20 protein-coding genes are annotated in these 18,242 nt (G+C 40.5%); 6 read left to right on the top strand and 14 right to left on the bottom strand.

Features of this window, described 5'->3' with window-relative positions:
• The first annotated feature begins 17 nt into the window (after nucleotides 1-17).
• Nucleotides 18-905, top strand: coding sequence for a LysR family transcriptional regulator (locus KAN5_RS11695; protein ID WP_138553844.1), 888 nt, complete (start codon nucleotides 18-20; stop codon nucleotides 903-905).
• A 118-nt stretch (nucleotides 906-1,023) separates the two neighbouring features.
• Nucleotides 1,024-1,644 carry a 2OG-Fe(II) oxygenase gene (locus KAN5_RS11700; RefSeq protein ID WP_244389759.1) on the top strand — a complete coding sequence of 207 codons (621 nt, stop codon included), beginning with the start codon at nucleotides 1,024-1,026 and terminating at the stop codon, nucleotides 1,642-1,644.
• A 2-nt stretch (nucleotides 1,645-1,646) separates the two neighbouring features.
• On the opposite strand, the gene ubiA is transcribed toward KAN5_RS11700, so the two are convergent.
• Together ubiA and KAN5_RS11710 are read right to left on the bottom strand one after the other, a co-directional pair.
• A complete protein-coding gene (ubiA, locus tag KAN5_RS11705; RefSeq protein WP_244389760.1) occupies nucleotides 1,647-2,525 on the bottom strand; it encodes a 4-hydroxybenzoate octaprenyltransferase in 879 nt (292 codons plus the stop codon).
• Nucleotides 2,522-3,067, bottom strand: a complete 546-nt coding sequence (locus tag KAN5_RS11710) for a chorismate lyase (RefSeq protein ID WP_016708352.1) — start codon at nucleotides 3,065-3,067, stop codon at nucleotides 2,522-2,524. Before KAN5_RS11710 ends, ubiA begins: the two co-directional genes overlap by 4 nt.
• A gap of 154 nt (nucleotides 3,068-3,221) precedes the next feature.
• Between KAN5_RS11710 and KAN5_RS11715 the strand changes: the two genes are divergently transcribed.
• Nucleotides 3,222-3,629, top strand: coding sequence for a flagellar basal body-associated protein FliL (locus tag KAN5_RS11715; RefSeq protein ID WP_016708354.1), 408 nt, complete (start codon nucleotides 3,222-3,224; stop codon nucleotides 3,627-3,629).
• Here the strand turns inward: KAN5_RS11715 and glpG are convergent.
• The 6 genes from glpG to KAN5_RS11745 form a co-directional block, all read right to left on the bottom strand.
• On the bottom strand, nucleotides 3,623-4,453 hold the full coding sequence (gene glpG, locus KAN5_RS11720) for a rhomboid family intramembrane serine protease GlpG (RefSeq protein ID WP_138553846.1): 831 nt from the start codon (nucleotides 4,451-4,453) through the stop codon (nucleotides 3,623-3,625). The genes KAN5_RS11715 and glpG overlap by 7 nt on opposite strands.
• The gene (gene glpE / locus KAN5_RS11725) at nucleotides 4,450-4,767 is read right to left on the bottom strand and encodes a thiosulfate sulfurtransferase GlpE (RefSeq protein WP_016708356.1); all 318 of its coding nucleotides are present in this window, start codon (nucleotides 4,765-4,767) and stop codon (nucleotides 4,450-4,452) included. The genes glpG and glpE overlap by 4 nt, the downstream gene beginning before the upstream one ends.
• A gap of 57 nt (nucleotides 4,768-4,824) precedes the next feature.
• On the bottom strand, nucleotides 4,825-5,850 hold the full coding sequence (tdh, locus tag KAN5_RS11730; RefSeq protein WP_016708357.1) for an L-threonine 3-dehydrogenase: 1,026 nt from the start codon (nucleotides 5,848-5,850) through the stop codon (nucleotides 4,825-4,827).
• A gap of 54 nt (nucleotides 5,851-5,904) precedes the next feature.
• Entirely contained in the window at nucleotides 5,905-7,101 is a 1,197-nt protein-coding gene (locus KAN5_RS11735; protein ID WP_016708358.1) for a glycine C-acetyltransferase, read from the bottom strand.
• 154 nt (nucleotides 7,102-7,255) lie between these two features.
• Nucleotides 7,256-7,810: a D-glycero-beta-D-manno-heptose 1,7-bisphosphate 7-phosphatase gene (gmhB, locus tag KAN5_RS11740; RefSeq protein WP_016708359.1), complete on the bottom strand. Its 555-nt coding sequence runs from the start codon at nucleotides 7,808-7,810 to the stop codon at nucleotides 7,256-7,258.
• Nucleotides 7,807-8,865, bottom strand: a complete 1,059-nt coding sequence (locus KAN5_RS11745; RefSeq protein ID WP_244389761.1) for a glycosyltransferase family 9 protein — start codon at nucleotides 8,863-8,865, stop codon at nucleotides 7,807-7,809. The genes gmhB and KAN5_RS11745 overlap by 4 nt, the downstream gene beginning before the upstream one ends.
• A 127-nt stretch (nucleotides 8,866-8,992) precedes the next feature.
• Here KAN5_RS11745 and KAN5_RS11750 point away from each other — a divergent pair, with 127 nt between their 5' ends.
• Nucleotides 8,993-9,721, top strand: a complete 729-nt coding sequence (locus KAN5_RS11750; protein WP_016708361.1) for a 3-deoxy-D-manno-octulosonic acid kinase — start codon at nucleotides 8,993-8,995, stop codon at nucleotides 9,719-9,721.
• Here KAN5_RS11750 and hldE read toward each other — a convergent pair.
• The 3 genes from hldE to KAN5_RS11765 are packed head-to-tail and all read right to left on the bottom strand — an operon-like array spanning nucleotide 9,718 to nucleotide 13,271.
• Complete coding sequence (gene hldE, locus KAN5_RS11755) at nucleotides 9,718-11,157, bottom strand: bifunctional D-glycero-beta-D-manno-heptose-7-phosphate kinase/D-glycero-beta-D-manno-heptose 1-phosphate adenylyltransferase HldE (protein ID WP_244389762.1); 1,440 nt, start codon at nucleotides 11,155-11,157, stop codon at nucleotides 9,718-9,720. The genes KAN5_RS11750 and hldE overlap by 4 nt on opposite strands.
• Nucleotides 11,157-11,747 carry an SIS domain-containing protein gene (locus KAN5_RS11760; protein ID WP_016708363.1) on the bottom strand — a complete coding sequence of 197 codons (591 nt, stop codon included), beginning with the start codon at nucleotides 11,745-11,747 and terminating at the stop codon, nucleotides 11,157-11,159. Before KAN5_RS11760 ends, hldE begins: the two co-directional genes overlap by 1 nt.
• Nucleotides 11,748-11,780: 33 nt before the next feature.
• On the bottom strand, nucleotides 11,781-13,271 hold the full coding sequence (locus KAN5_RS11765; protein WP_244389763.1) for a capsule assembly Wzi family protein: 1,491 nt from the start codon (nucleotides 13,269-13,271) through the stop codon (nucleotides 11,781-11,783).
• 153 nt (nucleotides 13,272-13,424) lie between these two features.
• On the opposite strand from KAN5_RS11765, the gene waaA reads away from it, so the two are divergent.
• Complete coding sequence (gene waaA / locus KAN5_RS11770; RefSeq protein ID WP_244389764.1) at nucleotides 13,425-14,696, top strand: lipid IV(A) 3-deoxy-D-manno-octulosonic acid transferase; 1,272 nt, start codon at nucleotides 13,425-13,427, stop codon at nucleotides 14,694-14,696.
• Nucleotides 14,689-15,252, top strand: a complete 564-nt coding sequence (locus KAN5_RS11775; RefSeq protein ID WP_138553853.1) for a DUF1415 domain-containing protein — start codon at nucleotides 14,689-14,691, stop codon at nucleotides 15,250-15,252. Before waaA ends, KAN5_RS11775 begins: the two co-directional genes overlap by 8 nt.
• Before the next feature lie 25 nt (nucleotides 15,253-15,277).
• On the opposite strand, the gene KAN5_RS11780 is transcribed toward KAN5_RS11775, so the two are convergent.
• Genes KAN5_RS11780 through KAN5_RS11790 form a run of 3 tightly spaced genes read right to left on the bottom strand, consistent with a single transcriptional unit; the run spans nucleotide 15,278 to nucleotide 18,239 of the window.
• Nucleotides 15,278-15,613, bottom strand: a complete 336-nt coding sequence (locus KAN5_RS11780; RefSeq protein WP_016708367.1) for a YdbL family protein — start codon at nucleotides 15,611-15,613, stop codon at nucleotides 15,278-15,280.
• A gap of 9 nt (nucleotides 15,614-15,622) precedes the next feature.
• Complete coding sequence (locus tag KAN5_RS11785) at nucleotides 15,623-15,805, bottom strand: YnbE family lipoprotein (protein ID WP_016708368.1); 183 nt, start codon at nucleotides 15,803-15,805, stop codon at nucleotides 15,623-15,625.
• Nucleotides 15,798-18,239, bottom strand: coding sequence for a YdbH domain-containing protein (locus KAN5_RS11790; RefSeq protein ID WP_244389765.1), 2,442 nt, complete (start codon nucleotides 18,237-18,239; stop codon nucleotides 15,798-15,800). The genes KAN5_RS11785 and KAN5_RS11790 overlap by 8 nt, the downstream gene beginning before the upstream one ends.
• Between the last annotated feature and the right edge of the window lie 3 nt (nucleotides 18,240-18,242).

Genomic DNA, 18,242 nt, shown 5'->3' on the forward strand with positions numbered 1-18,242 from the left:
TACAAAGGACTATAAAAGTGAGATTTGAACAATTAGAGCAATTTGTAGCATTAGGTCAGCTACGCCATTTCCGCCAAGCGGCCGAAACAACCAAAATCAGCACCTCAGCATTAACACGCAGTATTCAAACCTTAGAAGATGAAGTTGGCTATGAACTGGTCAAACGCTCAACTCGTTCTGTGAAATTAACGCCAGAGGGCGAGCTTTTTTTAGAGTATGCACAAGACACACTCACCAAGCTTGAAGACACTAAAAAACGTTTATTCCAATCGCTTAATGGCTGCTCAAATGAAAAGCTAGTTATTGGTTATACCAACAACGCCAGTGCTATCGTACCTATTTCATGCGGGCAATTTTTAGCACAATATCCACATGTTAAAATCGAAATGCAATTACAAGAGCAAAGTGAACTTGTACGTAAACTACAATTAGGTGAAATTGATATTAGCGTGTGTTCACAAGCGGTAAATAGCATAGGTAATGATATACACTTACCTGATCAATTGATTTTGTTCGTTGCAAAAACCCACCCTCTTGCCAATAAGACTGATCTCTGCAAACAAGATTTAGCTGACTACCCTATGTATAGTTGCTTTTCACAATCAAAACAAGTCCAAACAATGCTAAATGAAGCTGTTGATAGCTTGAACAAAACGAGTAGCATTAAAGTAGGCAGCATTGAGCAAGTAATGGATGGGTTATGCAAATCAAATCATGTTGCTATTAGTAGTATTGAGCATGCCAGCTCGGTCTCTGAAAATAGTAACTTAGTACAGCTAAAGACCAATAAAAATTTAGCCCATGAGCAGTTGATCGTACAAACTAGTCAACAAGTTGCCGTTGGTGATCCAATAAATCAATTACTGTCACTAATAGAAAAGACAGCGCTATCAATAAACTCTTAAATGTATCAATTTAAAACCAAGTCAAAAGCATTAGTTTGGCTTGGTTTTAAATCTGCAGTAGTATCTTCTATTATTTTTAAGCTAAACTACGCACCTTCACTGCTATATAGTACAATTAATGATCCTTAATTTTATCCCTGAACGTTATTTAACTGACATCGAAACTAATGGTTATGCTGTAGTTGAAAATATGTTTGACGCTGCACTGACAAACGCGTTGATGCATGACTGTTATCGCATTAACCCTAGTTTTAAATTAGCGGGAATTGGACGCCAACAAGATTTGCAGATAGACAAAAGCATACGTTCTGATAAAACATTTTGGTTTGACGGCAGCAGCCAAGCTCAGCTTGATTATCAAGCCGCGTTAGAAGATATTAGAATTAATTTAAACCGTTATTTCTTTTTAGGTTTATTTGATTATGAATGTCATTACGCTAAATATCAGCTTGGTGATTTCTATAAAAAACATTATGACGCATTTAAAGGTCGTTCTAACCGTGTATTTACCACGGTATTTTACTTAAATACAGTGCAATCAGGTGGTGAGTTAGTCATTTATAAACCTAAAAGTAAAGAAATAGAGGTAACGATCCAACCAAAAGCCGGTACTTTGGTGATGTTTGAAAGCGAACGTTTTATGCATGAAGTATTACCTACCGTAGATGTTCGTTATTCTATTGCAGGCTGGTTTCGTAAAAACACCTCTATCAGTGGTATTATTGATCCACCACGCTAACTCTATAAACTGAATGGTAAAGATGTCATTAAACCAACAAATATTACCATACCAACATAATGATTGTTTAAGAAGGCTTTAAAGCATTGCTCTCTATCACGGCTATGTATTAGCCATTGTTGATAAATTAAAAAACCACTCGCGACACATAAACTGAGCCAATAAGGCATGGTTAATTGGCTCATATATCCAATCAAAGCCAATAAACCAACAAAGATACCATTTAGCGCAAAAATAATGATTCTATCTGCGCTACCAAACAATATTGCTGTCGACTTTACACCAACCTTTAAATCATCATCTCTATCAACCATTGCGTACATAGTATCGTAAGCAACTGTCCAGGCGATATTAGCCGTAAACAGTAGCCAAGCCAGTAGAGGCACACTGCCAGTCACAGCCATAAAGGCCATCGGAATAGCCCAGCCAAATGCAGCCCCCAATACAACCTGCGGTAACTGAGTGTAACGTTTCATAAATGGGTAGCTAAATGCCAATAGTAATGCCCCAAATGAAAGCAAAATAGTTTGCCAACCTAAAAATAGCACCAGTATAAATGCGATGAGGATCAGTAAGAAAAATAAGCTCAGGGCTTCACCACTACTCACCATACCTGCTACGAGAGGCCTTTGAGCTGTGCGCTTTACAGCACCATCAATGTTACGATCAGCAAAATCATTGATGACACACCCAGCACTGCGCATTACAAATACACCTAAACTAAATACGATTAGGTAAAGTAAGCTTGGCATACCATCACTTGCCAACCAAAGAGCCCAATAAGTAGGCCACAATAACAGTAAGGTGCCAATGGGCTTATCAATGCGCATTAGTTGCTTATAATAAGGTAGATGAGCGGTGTGTAATGCAGCTAGTTTCATAAATATAAATAAGCCTCCGGCAAAAAAATCTCTGCAACTAAAAAACGGCTTTGAGCTAACGAGAAAACACTACGACGCCCCCATAGCGGCTTTGTCACTTCTGAATATTGACTTACGAGTTGCTGCACAGGATGCAGGCAATCAAACTGCGCGACTTCTATTTCAGTGCGTTTTAGGTCTGGATGCTGAAAAATCACATCGCCCAATGGCCTATCTCCCAGTGCCAATAACTGCTGTCGTTGCATAGCATCACTAACAGGCAGCCAACTTTGCGCATAAACCATAGGTTTAGCATCACAAAGTAATAAAACTTCACGGTTAATAGCTAACGACTGAGAACACGCTAATAATTGTTGTTGTTTGTGGGTGAGTGAAAAGGTTTGTTCATTTAATACCTGAACCGTAAATTCAGTACAATGTTGTTTTAATTTGGCAGTCAATGAATTGGGTTCAAGTAACCAGTCTTGCTCAATGCCTGACAAAGAATTGATTGATGTGCCTAACTGCCAATTTGCAGCTACAGAAACAGGAAAAGTGATCACGCTAACTCTATTTAATAACAACCTTATAAATGATACCACTGCCTGCGCTTAGGAAAAAGTGATGATTAATGAATATAATAGCTTCATCAACCTGTATCTTAGCTATTATTACGTATAGACTAATAAGTATTAATCGCATGGCCTATTACTGAATATGAAAAAAACCCTTTACGTTGGTATTTTAATTAGCACTTTGCTTGTTAGCTTATTTAGCAGTTTTATGAGCCGTGCAGAATCTACCGTCGGCTACTTTGGCTTTGAGCCCGATATTATTACTAATTACATCGGCCAAGGTAATAAAAAACTGGGGTATGTACGTATTACAGTTGATTTAATGCTCAGCGATATGTCAACTATTGCTATTGTTGAGCACCACACGCCATTACTACGTGATGCGTTAGTGGAAATTCTATCTAAAGAACCTGAAGAAAAAATTAAATCACTGACTGGCCGAGAAGAGATCAGAAAACGCTGTGCGGATAAACTCAAAACCCTGCTAAAGCAAGAAACAGGGCAAGAGATCATCCGCGAAGTATTATTTACTAAATACCTCTATCATTGAGGTTTAACTGTATTTTTAGTGAATAACTGAGCGGTAAACGCATAAGCCATACCGCTTACTAAGCCACCTAAGTGTGCCCAATTAGCCATACTTACAAACAACATATCGCCAAAGCCAAGTACCAACCAAATCAACATAAAGCCGATAATACCATTGGTTACTAAAGCTGGCTGTTGCGGATTTAGAACTCGATGGATCCAACAAAAACCAAGCAAGCCATAAACTACACCACTCAAGCCACCAAAGTTTGGACCTACCATAATAAACTCGGCCCAATTACTAAATAGTGCGGTCACTAAAAAAAGCCCCATTAAAGTACTTTTACCACTGAGCTTTTCAATGCCATCACCTAAAGTGATCCACCACATAATATTAAACACTAAGTGCACCGCAGTAAAATGCACAATTGCCGGTGTCAGCCAAGTTAACGGCTGGTCGGGTTTAAACTGTAATGCACTATAAATTGACTCGAAGCCACCCATTAAAAACGCCAAATAAATGCCTACACAAAGAAGGGTGACGGTTTGATTTAACCAGCTGAGTGCTTTAAAGCGTGTTTTTAAATTTAATCCTTGGCCTTGGTATGTGAGCGGCGACTCAGTACTGCCTACTTGCCATGATGCTTCTTGGTAACGTACATGGTTTGGATTTTCAACGAATGCTAACCATAATGGTTGTGCTTGGTGAAAGTGCTCTGGGGCAACACAAATAATAACCGTGGTGCCATCCTCTGAGCGTAACTCGCCATGTATCCCTTGGCTTTTTATATAATCAATAAAACCTTGCGCAGCACGTGGGTTATTTATACTGCCAAGCTCTATCATTGTTCTACCTGCTCTGGTAGCTGAACTTCCCACTGGGTAAAGCCGCCATCCATACTATATACATCTTCAAAGCCCTGTTCAGATAAGTAATTAGCAGCACCTTGTGAACTCATACCGTGATAACACACAATAATAATTGGCTGGTCAAACTCTTTGTTCATCATAAATTCGCCAATATTAGCATTTGATAAATGTTCAGAGCCTGGAATATGTCCTGCTTGATACGAATTAGGATCGCGGATATCTGCAATAACGACATCTTCGCGGCCTAACATAGCTTGTGTTTGTGCAATTGAAATATGTTTAAATGCCATAATACTCTCTAAATATAAAAGGCGACCTAAGCCGCCCTTCTTAACGCCTAAATTGAATTAATCCCAATTTAGAATAACTTTACCCGATTGACCTGAAATCATCATATCAAAGCCAGCCTGGAAGTCATCTATTGAATATTGATGCGTAATGATTGGGTTTAGATCAAGCCCTGATTGAATAAGGCTGGCCATTTTGTACCAAGTTTCAAACATTTCGCGGCCGTAAATCCCTTTGATCACTAAGCCTTTAAAAATAACTTGGTTCCAATCAACTGCCATGTCTGATGGCGGAATACCTAGCATGGCAATTTTACCGCCATGGTTCATGTTATTTAACATACCATTAAATGCAACCGGCACACCTGACATTTCAAGTCCAATATCAAAGCCCTCTGTCATACCAAGCTCTTTCATTACATCTTCAAGCTTTTCATTTGCAACATTGACGGCACGAGTCGCCCCCATTTTACGGGCTAAATCTAGGCGATATTCATTAACGTCAGTAATAACAACGTGACGAGCCCCCACATGCTTAGCCACTGCCGCTGCCATAATACCAATTGGCCCTGCACCTGTGATCAATACATCTTCACCCACTAAATCAAACGACAATGCCGTGTGTACAGCATTACCAAACGGGTCAAAAATAGAGGCTAGCTCATCGCTAATATTGTCTGGAATTTTAAATGCATTAAATGCTGGGATCACTAAATATTCTGCAAATGCACCTTCACGATTTACACCTACACCCGTTGTATTTCGGCATAGATGAACTCGTCCTGCACGACAGTTACGACAGTGGCCACAAGTGATATGACCTTCGCCTGAGACCCGGTCACCTACACTAAAGCCACGTACTTCTTGGCCCATATCAACTACTTCACCTACATATTCATGGCCTACCACCATAGGGGTAGGAATGGTGTTTTGCGCCCATTCATCCCACTTGTAAATATGTACGTCAGTACCACAAATCGCAGTTTTGCGAATTTTAATTAATAAGTCGTTATGGCCAACTTCAGGTTTTGGCGCATCAGTCATCCAAATACCTGGCTCTGCTTTTAATTTAGATAATGCTTTCATGAATCACACTCAATAAAAAAACCGCTGCAAAGGCAACGGCTTAAAATAAATTAATTAAATAACACCCATTTCTTTACCAATACGGGTAAAGGCGTCAATTGCGATATCTAATTGTTCAATACTATGCGCAGCTGAAATTTGTGTACGAATACGTGCTTGGCCTTTTGGTACAACAGGGAAAGAAAAACCAGTCACGTAGATACCTTCTGCTAACAATTTATCTGCCATCGCTGATGCGATTTTAGCATCTCCTAGCATTACTGGAATTATCGCGTGATCTTTACCGGCACAGGTAAAGCCAGCCGCTTCCATTTGCTCGCGGAAGTATTTTGCGTTTGACCATAACTTAGCACGTAACTCACCACCGTTTTCTAGCATTTCAAGCACTTTGATTGATGCAGTAACAATTGAAGGAGCCAATGAGTTAGAGAATAAATAAGGACGAGAACGTTGACGCAACCATTCAACAATTTCTTTTTTACCTGATGTATAGCCGCCCGATGCACCACCAAGCGCTTTACCTAAGGTGCCAGTAATAATATCGACACGGTCTAACACATTACAGTACTCAGGTGTGCCTTTACCATTTTCACCAACAAAACCAACGGCATGTGAGTCATCAACCATAACAAGCGCATCATATTTATCAGCAAGATCACAAACTGCTTCTAAATTACAGATCACGCCATCCATAGAGAACACGCCATCGGTTGCAATAAGTTTTGTTTTTGCACCCGCTTCATCAGCGGCAATCAATTGCTTTTCTAGGTCAGCCATATCGTTATTTGCATAACGGAAACGTTTAGCTTTACATAAGCGCACACCATCAATGATCGATGCGTGATTTAACGAGTCGGAAATAATCGCATCGTCTGCGCCTAAAATTGTTTCAAATAACCCCGTATTCGCATCAAAACACGATGAATATAAGATAGTGTCTTCTGTTTCTAAAAATGCACTGATTTTTTGCTCTAACGTTTTGTGAATGTCTTGCGTTCCACAAATAAAACGCACCGATGCAACACCAAAGCCATGCGCGTCTAAGCCTTGCTGTGCGGCTTGAATAAGCTCGGAGCTATTTGCCAAACCTAAGTAATTATTAGCACAAAAATTAATAACTTGGTCGCCAGAAGCTACTTGAATTTGAGCTTGCTGCTGTGATGTGATCACTCGCTCATTTTTATACAAACCTTCGGCTTTTACTTCATCAATTTGCTGCTGAAGCTGGCTAAAAAACGCAGATGCTCTCATCTGAAATCTCCAATTTATTGAACGGGGCGAGCGAACATGAATTAACACGGCTCATCTATGCGGCTATTGTAAAAGTTTAGTCAAACAAATGCACTGTTTGTAGTTCATCGCATAAATAAGGAACTGACAACTTATGCTGCCAGTTTACATTCGGTTATAGCAGTAATGCGGGTAAATCAGCTAACGAATCACAAACATAATCCGCCGAGTCGATAGCTAGGGCATCAAACTTTTGCCCTGACCGTACCAGCACCCGAGTGCCTATAGCAGCTTTACTTGCCGCTTGCATATCACTGAGTTTATCACCCACCATAATACTTTGAGTGACATCAATATGATGTTCAGCAATACCTTGTAATAGCATGCCTGCTGCTGGCTTGCGACAATCACACAGTTTTAGATAAGCTGGTAAGGCTTTTTTTGGGTGGTGGGGGCAAAAATAAACATCCGCGACAGTGACTTGATGCTCAGCAAATTGACTTATCATCCAGTGTGTCAATATATGAAAATCAGCCTCAGAATAATAACCGCGGCCAATCCCTGATTGGTTAGTCACGATGATCAGTTTATAACCCGCATCGACAAACGCTTTACATGCGGCAAACACGCCAGGCACAAATTCAAACTTATCAGGCTCATAAACATAACCATGATCAATATTAACCACACCATCACGATCTAAAAATAAGGCTTTATTAAAACGACTCATAACTGCTCTTTTTTTACCACAAGGTCAAACATCAAGGTTACTTCATCAACTGTTATTTGACTCATTAAGTCACTGCCTTTAATTCGCGTGCCCCAAGGTAGTTGTTCAGCCGTTTTACCTGTTTGCTTGAGTAAGTTTTGATGGTAAACCTCAACAACATAGTTTTGATATAAATAAGGCCCTGTTCGCTTTGGGTTTGAATGAGCATATAAACCAATTACCGGTGTGCCCACGGTTACCGCCATATGCGCAGGACCAGTATCAGGAGCTAGAACTAATGCCGCTCGCTTTAATACACATAACAGTTGCTTAAGCTTTGTTTTACCCACAAGGTTAACAATAGGTGTGCTAGTGGCAGCGATAATCTCATTACTGAGTGTCACTTCAAGCTCAGTTGGACCGCCAGTGATCACCACATGAAAACCTTGGCTGTGCGCATGCTCGGCAAGCTTAGCGTAACGCTCAGCAAGCCAGTTACGCTCTTTTTTACTCGCGGCAGGTGAAATCACAAAAATGCGCCCGGCTAATCGCTCTGCGCCAAGTAATTCATCCGCTGTTATTTGGTCCTGCTCAGTGACGGGCATAGCCCAATTAGGCTGATAATCTGCAACACCTATCGCTTGTGCAAAACCTTTAAAGCCTTCTAACACATGAGCCTGCTGCTGCGCTGCTATACGTTTATTAATAAATAAACTATGTAATTCTTTAGAGCGAACCCAATCAAAGCCAATTTTAACTTTCGCAGGGATACAACGCGCGACTAAATTAGCCCTTAATGCTACTTGCATATGCAGTAACACATCAAACTTACGGCCTTTAAACTGCAGTTTTAGCTGTTGATAAGCCGCCTTCCCTTGCTTTTTATCAAACACCACCAGCTCAACACCGGGTAAACCTGCCAGCAACATGGCTTCAACTTTACCAATCACCCAGGTGATTTTTGCATTTGGGTGCGCTTTTTGAATCGCTTGCACCGCCGATACAGCATGACAAACATCACCAATTGCGGAGAGTCTTAAAATACAAATATCTGAATAGGTGATTGAGTCAGTCACAGAAATCCTTAGCTTATGCTTGGTAATAGTAATGATCTTAAATTAACTACTCGCTATTGCAAGTACTTATACTCAGCTTTAAAACAGGTTAAGATACCGTTATCGCCTGTAATCAAGTAAATACATTATGTTTAACCAACAAACCATTAATGAGCACATCATTTTAAGCCACCCTGAATACAGTGCTTTAATAAGCTTAAATTGGTTTGATGCTGAGTACTGGCAGCAGCAGGATAAGATCGTTGGTACCAAAAAAGGCCGCGCGACAGCATGGTTTTTTTGCCATAACGACCTAACAGCCGTGCTTAGACATTACTGGCGTGGCGGCTTAGTAGGTAAAGTATTAAGCGATCAATACCTTTACAGGGACGTTGCAAAAACCCGAGTATACCAAGAATTTGCGCTGATGATGCGATTGATCAAGCTTGGTTTAAACGTACCAATGCCAATTGCAGCAAAGATCAGTGTAAATGGTTTAATATACCGCGGTGATATTATTACTCAAGCCATTGCTGGCGCACAAAGCCTGTTAGATGTGCTAAAAATACGTAATTTAACTGAGCTGGAATTGCTAAAAATTGCCGAGACAATTGCTAAATTCCATAACAATGGGGTGTATCATGCTGATTTAAATATAAATAATATTTTATTTAATGAAGCGGGTGACGTATTTATTATCGACTTTGACCGAGGTGAATTAAGAACTCCACACCTTAATTGGCAACAAGCAAATATGGCTCGCCTTGCTCGCTCGTTTAATAAGGAGCAAGGACGAAATCATGTTATGCATTGGCAGCAAAGCGACTGGCAGCAGTTACACGCAGCATACCAGAGCGCCCTTAAACATAACCGTTAAGCCTTTATTTTACTGATTACTTTTGATGTAGAGCAGCCATTTAAAAACTCCAACACCTCGACTTTGCCACCATGGCGAAGTACATGTTCAGCACCCGCTATTTGCTCTACAGTGTAATCGCCTCCCTTCACTAAAATATCAGGGCTTATAAGCTCGATTAATTTAGCTGGTGTATCGTTTTCTTCTACGGCACCAAATGGGATAACCCAATCGACTGATGCCAAAGCGCTCAGCACCATAGCTCGCTCATCCAACGGATTAATAGGACGCTCAGGGCCTTTCAAACGGGTGATTGATTCATCGTTATTTAAGCCGACGACTAAACGATCTCCTCGTGCTTTAGCTTGCGCTAAATAGCGTACATGCCCAGCATGAAGAATATCAAAGCAACCATTTGTGAACACAATTGTTTCACCATTTTGCTTTGCAAACTCAATATGCTTTAGCACATCATCAAATGGCGTTTGATAATGCTCACCGGTCTTTTGTAAATATTGACCTAGTTTGCGGCTTAGCTCTTCTGGCGATACCGTTGCAGCACCTAATTTACTCACTGCAATACCGGCAGCTAGGTTAGCAATCTCAACGGCATCTTTAGGCTGCATGCCAGCACCTAACATTACCGCAAGAGTTGCAATAACAGTGTCGCCTGCTCCCGTTACATCACTTACTTCAAGCTGCTGTGCAGCAAAATCGTGCTTTTCATCAGCACTGATAAGCGACATCCCTTGCTCTGAACGAGTTAAAAGCATTGCTGCAACACCGGCACCTTTAATGAGTACCCGTGCGCTATCAGTCAAGCTTTGTTCTGAATCAGTTTTACCACCAGCAAGTTTAAACTCATTCAAGTTGGGAGTAATATAGTCAGCACCACGATATAAATTTAAATCTGGTGATTTAGGATCAATTAATACAATTTTACCTGCTGCTTTTGCAACTTGGATCATCTGTTGAATTAAACTCAATGAGCCTTTCGCATAATCAGAAAACACCACTAAATCATATTGATCTAATACCAACTCTAACCGATTAAGTAGCAATTGACTGTGCTGGTCGGTAAATGTTTCTTCTAAATCTAACCGCACCACTTGTTGATGACGACTGATCACACGCATTTTTGAAATCGTTGGTAAATCACACACACTTACTAGTTGTGAGTCAATGCGCTCATCGGCCAAAATATTTTCTAAAATTTGCCCACTTTCATCTTCACCAATAAGACCAAGTAAGCCAACCTTACCATCTAACCGAGCAATATTTTTTGCTACGTTTGCAGCACCACCCGCTTTGTCTTCAAACTTACTGACTTTGACAATCGGCACTGGCGCTTCAGGAGATATACGCCCAGAGTCGCCATGCCAATAACGGTCCAGCATTACATCACCAACCACTAAAATTCTTGCGTTAGAAAGGTTCTTAAATAACCCTAAATCCATTAATTTTGCCCCGCTACGACCATATCGATGGCTTCACACAACCAATGACCAATAAACATATGCGCTTCTTGAATCCGCGCTGTTTCATCATTTTTAATAATAATAGGTAATTTTGCGATGTCTTTAACTTTGCCGCCATCGCGACCAGTAAAAGCAACGGTAAAGGCACCAATTTCATTTGCTGCCGCAAGTGCTAAATTTATATTAGCGCTGGTGCCAGAGGTCGTTAAACCAATCACTAAATCTTCAGGTTTACACAATGCCTGTACTTGACGCTCAAATACCGTATCAAAGTGATAGTCGTTACTGTGCGCAGTTAAGATAGAAGTATCTGTTGTTAGCGCCATAGATGCTAATGGACCACGTTCTAATTTATAACGTACCACAAACTCCGCCGCTAAGTGCTGCGCATCTGCTGCGCTGCCACCATTACCAAACCAAATCACTTTACCACCCGCTTGTAAAGTACTGTGGCAAACCTCAAGTAATTGCATAACTTGAGGATGGTATGTTTCCATCGTTTCAAATAATACTTGGTGACGAGTTAAACTTTCAAGGTAGCTGGTCGCTACAGAATCAATTTTAGACATTTAAAGTCCCCTCAAAATAAGTCTGACTAATTACTACCAAAAAAGTGCCACGGATAACCACGTATAGTTATCACCGAACACATCTTCACCATAGGTCAACGTAGTTTCAATATTGTACTCTTGCCATTTGCGGTTATTACTAATTTGCAGCTCAATGGCTTGTTCATAATCCGCAGTTGTTTGGCCCCATTCATTTAAATAATTACTTTTATTTTCAATGCTGGTTAATTTAGCACGCCACAAAGAACTAAAATTATCATTATAGACAAGTTCTACGGAATGAACCTGAGTCGGAGGAGCATCAGCATATACTCTTAATGGTTCATCGGCGTGCTCATTTAAATAACGCTGATCTGCCGCAAAGTGGCCGGTGCTAAACCCATCTTTAGTATTACCAAAAACTGGATATATTTCGTTTACGTACCATAGGCTATGCATATTGGTATATTCATACCTAAATGATAGATCATCTGTTAGCAGTGGTAAGAATAAGCCTGCACTAGCAACCGTATTTCCAAATTGGTAATTTTTATGGTTTTTAGTATCTTCCCCACCGTATTCAAAATAAAATTCCGCAGGCATTCCCCAGTCAAAATTTATGCTACTTGTGATTGTGGCGTATTGATCACCTAACTCATTATCTCGCCCACCTTCAACCATAGCTGCATTATCATTTCCTGCAGGATCAAAAAACGCTTTTACTACATCGCTGAAGCCAACTTCACGGGGACCACCACCAAATTGCATCATGCGGTTTAAGCCAATTTTCCAGCCCGAAACTGGCTCAATACTAATATGTGTTCCTGCTAAACGAGGGGTGCCATCATGCAGCTCACCTTGATATAAAATCCCTTTTTCAACATGCTCAAGCTCGGAGTAATAAAGTTCAAAATCAAAGTTCCACCAATTATGCGCCGGTGCCACCATACCTAATGAAATTGACGGTGAAGTACGGGCATTGGTAGAAATGATTTGCGCTGATTGTTTAAATGGCGAAAACCAATGCTCCTTATAGCCGATATTTAGTTGTAGATCATCGCCAGCAAAACTTACAAAGCTATTATAGTTCACAAATTTATTTTGCTTAGCGCGGTAATCCACCCCAACTTGCATCAAGGTATAGTCATTCGGACGCCAAATACCTTCAAAAAATACCTGCCCCCATTCGTCAGAACTCACACCTCGTTGATTAGCAAGTTTAGTTGATTTGTCTCCATCAACTCTAAGTTTCACACCAACGCGAGTAATATTGTCACTACCTTGGTAAGGCTTGATTTTCGCACGTATGGCTGCAACTAAACTCGGTTGTGAATCTTGCAATTTAGTCAGTGCGGCTTCAACTTCAGTTAAACGATACGGTTTAGCCATCGGTGTGCCAGAGCTAAGCGCAAATAAAGTATCGAGCTGATGATCAAGCTGTGCATCCATACCAATCGGTAGATACGCAGTAGGTGTTGCAAATAAAGGAAATGCGCAACTTATAAAACTGCTTAGAACCGCGGCTTTTATCAATTTTAATTTCATAACAACTATATTTTTCACAAAGGTGCTGAAATATTACCAAATTAGCCACAACTAAACACTCAAAACTCGCAACTGGAACGATTTTTAACAATTTCGCATTTTGCTCAGCAGGTATCCGCGTTATCATTAACATTTATAATTTGAGGCTAGAAAATGGCTCGTTTTTTTTATTCGCTGATTCTTTATCTGCTAAGCCCACTTATTGTCTTTTATTTGTATCTGTTAAGAGGTAAAAAAAATCCTGGCTACCGAGAATATTTTGCAGAGCGGTTTGGTCTTATTAGCGAACAAAAAAATTCAACTATCGTCTTCCACTGCGCCTCTGTGGGTGAAGTGTTAGCTGCATCGCCATTAATTAAACAATTACAAAGTCAGCTGCCAACTTACTCCTTAATGATCACGTGTAATACACCGACAGGACGGGAGCAAATATATAACAACTTTAAAGACTCGGTACAATGCGTCTACTTACCACTTGACTTCCCATGTGCAACTGCGCGATTTTTAAAGCAAGTAAAACCCGCTATGCTGTGTATTTTAGAAACCGAGCTGTGGCCAAACTTACTTGCACAAAGTAAACAACGTAATATTCCGGTACTGGTACTTAATGCCCGCTTGTCAGAGAAATCTCAACGTGGTTACCAAAAAGTAGCGCCGCTGACGCGAGCACTGATGGCTTCTATCTCAGCACTGGCAAGTCACAACCAAGACGATGTCACTCGCTTTATCGAGCTAGGCCTTGATGCAGGAAAAGTACAAGTAACAGGGTCGATTAAGTTTGATATAAAACCAACCGATGAACAGTTATTAAAAGTTGAAACTTTAAAAGCACAATACAATAGTCAGCGTTTTATTTGGGTTGCTGGTTCCACCCACCCTATTGAGCATCAATTAATCTTAAACGCGCATCAACGCCTTTTAGAAGTAGCTCCAGATGCATTACTGGTTATTGCCCCGCGCCACCCAGAACAATTTGATAAAGTTGCGGAATTACTCCACGAGTCAACTCTGAGCTTTAGCCGTCGTAGTCAAAATGACTATCACAACGAGCATGTACTCCTTGGCGATACCTTGGGGGAACTGCAATGTTTATATGGTATGGCTAACATAAGCTATGTCGGCGGTAGTTTAATTGAGCGCGGTGGGCATAATCCGCTCGAATCAGCGGCTTTCTCTGTGGGAGTATTAACGGGCCCACATACTTATAACTTTAACCATGTTTACCCAGAGCTAATTGCCCTTGGTGGGGCTAAACAAGTAGCCAACACGGATGAATTAAGCTTGCAACTAATAGAGCTTTATCAACAACCCGTTCGTTGTAAAAAACTAGGCGAGCAAGCCGCAGTGTGTGTGGCTAATAACCAAGGTGCAATTGCGAAAACAATTGCTATTATTAACCACTATTTAGAGCCTAATCGTGACTGATCAAACATCATTAAGTTTACCAGAACAACAAACCCGCGAATGGGTTTCAAGTGTCATTGTTAAATACAATTTCTGTCCATTTGCCCGTAAAGAAGTGGAAAACAATTGTATTCACTATCAAACAAGCCAAGCCACCAGCATTGATGACGCCGTGATGGAGATGATTGAGCAGTGTATTGAACTTGACAGGCAGCCAACACGAGAAACGACATTATTAATGTTTGAACAAGGCTTCGCTGATTTTGAAGCGTTTTTAGATTTAGTGGATTTAGCAAATGCATTACTTGTTGCACAGGGCTTTGAGGGCAAGTACCAAATAGCTAACTTTCATCCTGATTATGTATTTGCCGATAGCGATGAAAGTGATGCCGCCAACTATACGAACCGAGCACCTTTTCCAACCTTGCATTTAATTCGTGAAGCCAGTATGAGTGCCGCATTAGATGAGTACAACGAGCCGGAATCTATCCCTGAACACAATATCAATTTAGCACGCCGTAAAGGCATCGACTTTTGGCAACAATTACTTGCTGGATGCAAAAAACCGAGCGCTTAACAGCTCGGTTCCCTCATAGTATAGCTTACTTTTTAACCCACTCGCCGTTCACTTCAATAAAGTGACCAGATTGAGTTTTTTCAATCGTTTTCGCTGCCGCTAACGCTTCAACTTGAGCAAGCGACAGATTATTTTTTTTCGCCAGCTTTAAATATTGTGCTTTTCGTTTTTCATTGATTTCATCAACAACCGCTTTTGCCTCTGCATTTTGTACCACAAGGCCCAAATAACCCGAGCTATCCTCACCCACTAAACCTTGGTTTTTGGCATCATCTAAGCTAATTGCCCACGCCGAGAACGACAAGCAAAAGGCACTCAACAATGTGATTATATTTAATTTTTTATTTCTTACTCTGCTCATAATGGTTCCTTAGAATAATTCGCTGTCATCACTAAATAAATTATCGAGCTCTTTATCAACTTTTACGCGGATCTCATGATCAACTTTTACATTTAAGTTGATTGTTATTGGCTCTTTTGCTGCCACCTCAACACGATGCGTGCATGCACTGAGTAAACCCAGTGCTGTTATTATCACTAACCATTTAGTCATTATTACTTCCTTTTGTTGAATACTCTTGTTCAACCTTTTGTGTAATTTCATCACTTAAGCGTAATGCTCGTAATAGCGTAAACACATTTTCTTCATGATTGTAGTTAAAGTTAACTTGCTGCGCTTGTGGTTTATTATAACCTTGTAAATTAACGCCTAAGGTCATCCAACCATCTGGTTTTAAATTAACACTACTTTTAATACTTTGAATATCTAAATCTTCAAGCAAACCAAGTATAGGGCTAAGCTCTTGCTGCTGTGCTTTGACCGCATTAAAAGCGGCATTATTAGTAATAAGTAGCTTCGCTGCACCTTGGTTTGTGAGCTGCCCCTCTTTTACTTCTATACCTAACTCAGAAAAATATACCGGTAATGTGCCAGTAACTCGCCCCGTTAAACTGATCCCTGACTTTTCATCAAGCGTGATCACTTTACTTGCATCAATATTTTTAAATGTGACTAACGCTTGCTGAGGCTGCTCAGTCACTCGGTACTTATCAAGTGTAAAGCTGCCTCCCATCACGTTACCAGTAATAGCTGTGATGGCAGGTTCACTATTATTGATCTGCAATTGCCCAGTTATCTTTTCAACAATCGCACCAGCACGAAGTTCATTAATATCAAATTTAGTCGGCTTAACATTAAGCAGGCCTGAATCATACTTCCCTACCAATTGACTACTAAAGCCATTGAGCAGGTAATCTGTATATAGGCCATTAATACCACTTAACTGTACAGTGATATCAGCGGCCAATAAGTTAACATCTCCTTTGACATGGGCTGATACAGAGCCCCCCGTTAATGTCGCAAGCGGAGCAAACTGATGTAAAATGGGGTTAAATCGTGAAACCGACTGTTCAGGAATAATCACTTCCACAGGGTGTGCCGTACTACTCATATGATGTGTAACAATCACTTTAATATCATCAATCATTACTTGATGCGAAGCCTGCAATGCACGGCTTTGCATTGCACGAGAGCTTACCTTGATATTGTTAAGGTCAACTGCCTCACTTTGTAATGCTGCTAAAGTAGTTTCACTGCTAATATCAATAAACAGCTCTCCAACTCCAAGGTCACCAGAGGCATTCAAGTTATTTGTTAGTTGCGTTAATTTATAATCGCTGAAACTCACTGTATCGACTTGGCTGGCGAGTGCAGCTGTTGTATAACGCTGTTCATTAATTGTTGCTGTCAGTGTTCCTTGATACTTGCTTACAGTGAGTTCATCAACAGCCAACTTCCCAATCGCTAACTTCGCAGACAGTTTTCCCTGTGCTGTAGTCAAAAACTCTTTTACAGTAAACTCGCCGTTACTGGTTATGTTTTGTGCATCTACGGCAATAAAATCAGGTAACTGCACTAGATCTAATTGATACCTGCCTACAACGTCATAATTAGCCATGTTAGTAGTTATGCTAAACTTTTTAATGTCATCATTTTGCAGCGAAAAAGCCAGCTCGGCTTTTAGGCTGTTGGGCAGATCATTACTATTTACATCGAGATTATTTATTCTTAACTCACTTGTAGCAGCAACAAAGTTAATCGCATCTAGATTCAGGCTGCCATCCTGCCAGCCAATTTGGTCAGGTAATTGCAACTGCCAATGAAGTGGAATTTGCTTGGCAATAAATTGCTGTTGCTTAGTATCTGCTGTTAATCTTGCTATTTGCTGCAAGCAATTTTCTTGTGCATCTAGCGAGCTTGTTAATTGCTGCGCATCCAAAATTAATCGCTGAGAGTTTAAATCATACTGGCTGCTTACATGGCCATTGGCCTTAAATATAATTGCACAATTTTCAAGTTCAGCGACGTATTGGCCATCAATCTGTGAATCAAGCGTTAAACTTAAACCATCAAAACTAAAGCGATTTTGACTATTAAGATTCAAGTTAGCAATGTGTCTTACCTTGCTCACTAACTCATTATCAAGCTTCACTTGCCCTGTTATACGATCTGTAAATAACGACGCACTAGCGGTGATATCTCCACTGACCACAAATTGATTCAAAAGGGGTTCATTTATACTGATAGTCAGGGGGTTGGCTAGCTGCGGATATGAGATCACTAACCGATTAACCGTCAGTAAAGGTCTACTTTCAATGAGTGTTAACGCCAATTTTTTTGCTGTGGATGACTCAGCAGTAGACGTTGGAGTCGTTACGCTAAGATTGGCACGGTTAATAGTAACCCGTTTGGTATTAACCGTTATATCAGCTAATTCAAGCTGCTGCCCTTGGTAGCCAATACACGCTTTTTCTATATGGAGATCTAAATTGCTTGTTAACGACCAGTCCAAACAATGCAATTCAACACCGGATTGCTGTAATGAAGGGGCCGCAAAATGCAAAGTGAGCGGCATGCGAAAAACATAACCAAGTGTCAACACACTTAGCAGTAGAATGAATAACCCCCAACCTACACGCTTAAACATATT

The sequence above is a fragment of the Pseudoalteromonas sp. KAN5 genome (genome assembly GCF_022846535.1).
GTDB classification, from domain to species: domain Bacteria; phylum Pseudomonadota; class Gammaproteobacteria; order Enterobacterales; family Alteromonadaceae; genus Pseudoalteromonas; species Pseudoalteromonas haloplanktis.

Excerpts from the sequence above, each read along its gene's own strand:
- KAN5_RS11750 (WP_016708361.1), top strand. The coding sequence starts at position 8,993 with ATGTTTAACCAACAAACCATTAATGAGCACATCATTTTAAGCCACCCT.
- KAN5_RS11715 (WP_016708354.1), top strand. The coding sequence starts at position 3,222 with ATGAAAAAAACCCTTTACGTTGGTATTTTAATTAGCACTTTGCTTGTT.
- ubiA (WP_244389760.1), bottom strand. The coding sequence starts at position 2,525 with ATGAAACTAGCTGCATTACACACCGCTCATCTACCTTATTATAAGCAA.
- KAN5_RS11790 (WP_244389765.1), bottom strand. The coding sequence starts at position 18,239 with ATGTTTAAGCGTGTAGGTTGGGGGTTATTCATTCTACTGCTAAGTGTG.
- KAN5_RS11785 (WP_016708368.1), bottom strand. The coding sequence starts at position 15,805 with ATGACTAAATGGTTAGTGATAATAACAGCACTGGGTTTACTCAGTGCA.
- glpG (WP_138553846.1), bottom strand. The coding sequence starts at position 4,453 with ATGATAGAGCTTGGCAGTATAAATAACCCACGTGCTGCGCAAGGTTTT.
- hldE (WP_244389762.1), bottom strand. The coding sequence starts at position 11,157 with ATGGATTTAGGGTTATTTAAGAACCTTTCTAACGCAAGAATTTTAGTG.
- KAN5_RS11760 (WP_016708363.1), bottom strand. The coding sequence starts at position 11,747 with ATGTCTAAAATTGATTCTGTAGCGACCAGCTACCTTGAAAGTTTAACT.
- KAN5_RS11735 (WP_016708358.1), bottom strand. The coding sequence starts at position 7,101 with ATGAGAGCATCTGCGTTTTTTAGCCAGCTTCAGCAGCAAATTGATGAA.
- KAN5_RS11700 (WP_244389759.1), top strand. The coding sequence starts at position 1,024 with ATGATCCTTAATTTTATCCCTGAACGTTATTTAACTGACATCGAAACT.
- gmhB (WP_016708359.1), bottom strand. The coding sequence starts at position 7,810 with ATGAGTCGTTTTAATAAAGCCTTATTTTTAGATCGTGATGGTGTGGTT.
- tdh (WP_016708357.1), bottom strand. The coding sequence starts at position 5,850 with ATGAAAGCATTATCTAAATTAAAAGCAGAGCCAGGTATTTGGATGACT.
- glpE (WP_016708356.1), bottom strand. The coding sequence starts at position 4,767 with ATGGCATTTAAACATATTTCAATTGCACAAACACAAGCTATGTTAGGC.
- KAN5_RS11780 (WP_016708367.1), bottom strand. The coding sequence starts at position 15,613 with ATGAGCAGAGTAAGAAATAAAAAATTAAATATAATCACATTGTTGAGT.
- waaA (WP_244389764.1), top strand. The coding sequence starts at position 13,425 with ATGGCTCGTTTTTTTTATTCGCTGATTCTTTATCTGCTAAGCCCACTT.
- KAN5_RS11765 (WP_244389763.1), bottom strand. The coding sequence starts at position 13,271 with ATGAAATTAAAATTGATAAAAGCCGCGGTTCTAAGCAGTTTTATAAGT.